The sequence below is a fragment of the Aeromonas sp. HMWF017 genome (genome assembly GCF_003061465.1).
Lineage (GTDB): Bacteria > Pseudomonadota > Gammaproteobacteria > Enterobacterales > Aeromonadaceae > Aeromonas > Aeromonas veronii.
In genome coordinates this window covers 1-3,028 of the sequence record NZ_QAJD01000144.1, presented here as the reverse complement: position 1 = coordinate 3,028, position 3,028 = coordinate 1, and the positions used below count along the sequence as shown (strand labels likewise).

1 protein-coding gene is annotated in these 3,028 nt (G+C 59.0%); it reads right to left on the bottom strand.

Features of this window, described 5'->3' with window-relative positions:
• Positions 1–2,919, bottom strand: a 2,919-nt coding sequence (locus tag DBR30_RS21270; RefSeq protein ID WP_258224447.1) for a DUF5801 repeats-in-toxin domain-containing protein, incomplete at its 3' end; no start/stop codon positions are given.
• Between the last annotated feature and the right edge of the window lie 109 nt (positions 2,920–3,028).

The window sequence follows — 3,028 nt, the reverse complement described above, 5'->3', positions numbered from 1 at the left end:
AGCCTGTTTGACCAGCAGTGAACCACCAGACCCCGCTTCATAGGTGTAACCGCCCGGTGCGCCACTGGTCAGCCACTGGATGCTGCCAGCTCCGTCGGCACCGAGGCTGTAGCCCAGAACTCCGCTGACGTTGACCGCGTTCGGGTCGTCGCCCGTGCCGCCAGCTATGCCGCCCGCTAGGGCATCATCGTCCAGTTGCACTGCTGCGTTGGCGCTGACCGTCGGGATGTCGTCGTCGACGTTGATGGTCAGGCTGCCATCCACGTTGTCTTTGTCGGCATCGGTAACACGGTAGTTCAGCGTGAAGGTGGCGTTATTCTCGTCATTACCGTCGGCATGCTTGATCGGCGCATTCTGCGTCACGCTGTAGGCACCCGTGGCGCTGTTCAGCGTCACCGTCAGCACGGTCACGCCAGCCTGTTTGACCAGCAGTGAACCACCAGACCCCGCTTCATAGGTGTAACCGCCCGGTGCACCACTGGTCAGCCACTGGATGCTGCCAGCGCCGTCGGCACCGAAGCTGTGGCCCAGAATTCCGCTGACGTTGACCGCGTTCGGGTCGTCGCCCGTGCCGCCAGCTATGCCGCCCGCCAGGGCATCATCGTCCAGTTGCACTGCTGCGTTAGCGCTGACCGTCGGGATGTCGTCGTCGACGTTGATGGTCAGACTGCCATCCACGCTGTCTTTGTCGGCATCGGTAACACGGTAGTTCAGCGTGAAGGTGGCGTTATTCTCGTCATTACCGTCGGCATGCTTGATCGGCGCATTCTGCGTCACGCTGTAGGCACCCGTGGCGCTGTTCAGCGTCACCGTCAGCACGGTCACGCCAGCCTGTTTGACCAGCAGTGAACCACCAGACCCCGCTTCATAGGTGTAACCGCCCGGTGCACCACTGGTCAGCCACTGGATGCTGCCAGCGCCGTCGGCACCGAAGCTGTGGCCCAGAATTCCGCTGACGTTGACCGCGTTCGGGTCGTCGCCCGTGCCGCCAGCTATGCCGCCCGCCAGGGCATCATCGTCCAGTTGCACTACTGCGTTGGCGCTGATACTCGGGCCATCGTCTTTGAAGCTGATGACCTTACCGATATCCAGAACCCCGCTTGCGTGATCACCATCCTTATCGGTGACGGTCAAAGTCAAATTAACGTGGCCAGAGCCCAAAAAGGTGGCTTCATCAGGATCAGAGGTTGGGTGAACTACAGCCCGCTGCTGATCAAGGGTCACCTTGCCGCTACTGTCGACCGTGAGGCTAAATACCAGTTGGCCAGTTGTGGCCGTGCGACCTTCGAGGATCGCACCATTCATGCTCAGCTGAACTTGCTCACCAGTGGCGGTATCAATCAGACCAGAGCTGGCATTTTGTACATTCAGGCTGTAGCTCTGGGATCCCAGACCATCAGCCCCCGGCTGTACGTTGAACACACCACTAAAATCAGCTGTTGCATCATGATTGAGATTGGACTCATCGACCTGTAACTGCACAGCACCGCCCCAAGTCACAGTGGTGCTGACATCGTTGTAGTCGTAATCCGAGTGGAGGGTCATATCCTCCCAGTTCTGGTTGCCTGCGCTGCCAGTATCCTGCAAATGTGAACCGCCAGGGTTGAGGCTCGCATCGCTGAACACGATGTTGGCACCATCAGCACCACTCAACGCAGTGCTGCCAAAGAATGCCTGCCACTTGCCATTAATAAACTGGAATGTGACGGCGGCACCATCACCAAGACCGGGATTGGCACCTCCATTGGGGATAACAAAGAATCCAGTATGAGCAGGATCCAGCGAACTGATATCTGTCTGGCTTCCCACACTCTGACTGTGCACATTTGCCCAGATGACTTTGCCGGACAACGGGGTGCCATCATCACCTTTGATATAGTAGCCATAGCTATTTGAATAACCGGCGTTGCTACCCAGGAAGGTGACTGAGGAAGTCAGGGACAGCTCACCCACCTGGATTGTCGGCGTATCATCGTTAATGGTGACGGCAAGTACGCCACTGGCACTGTCCCCGTCACCATCTGTCACCTTATAGCCCACATTGAGGGTGAGATTATCTTCGGTATCAGTCCCTGTGTGCATCAAGGGCTGCAGAAGTTTCACAGAGTAGGCACCAGTGCTCGGGTCGGTAATGGTGACCGTCATCAAGACACCGCGAGTGGAACTGATAGACAAGGTTCCACTTTGGGCATCCCACGTTGAGGTCACACTTTCACTTCCCAACGCAGTAGGCCCGGAGAGTTCAAGCGATTTGAGGCCATCAGCCCCGGCCTGATAAGCCAGATTGCCCGTGACGCTGGTATTGGCCCCTGCGACATCACCAGAACCGCCATTGATCCCGCCGACAAGGCCTTCATCGTCAAGTACCAAGGCAGCCTGAACATTGCTTGCTTTGGGGCCGTCATCCTCGAAGCGGAACACGCCGTTGGCGCCCAGGTCCACTGTCGCTCTGGCACGGTCGCCATCGGCGTCGGTCACAGTCTGCACCAACGTCAGCACGCCCTGACCCACGGTCAGCGCCACGCTGTCATCTGCATTGGTGGTGTTGCCATGCCAGACGTTGTCCAGCAGGGCCAACGTCACTTCCCCGGTGGTCGGGTTGATGGTCAGGGTGAAGTAGCTCACTGCACCGACACTGCCGGTGATGACGTTGCCCACCTGATTGAGCACGATGGCCGCACCTTGGCCGTTGGCAGCCAGCGGGTCAACAGCATACAGACCGCTCGCTACGTTGCTGCCGGTCAGCGCCAAGCTGTAACCGATACTACCCGCCCCGTCGGCACCGAAGGCCGGCGCGAACTGAGCCTGCACATTGGCCGCACTCAGGGTGGCACTGGCTACCCCGTCACTGCCAACGCCACCCAGACTGACCAGGCTTTCATCCACGGTTGCACCCAGAGCCGGCGCTTTCTCTGCCATCCCGGCACGCGGGCCATCGTCATCGAAGCTGAATACCGACCGCTCGCCCGCAATCAAACTGACAGTGGCACTGTCGGTCACGCTATCGCCATCTCCGTCCACACGGGTC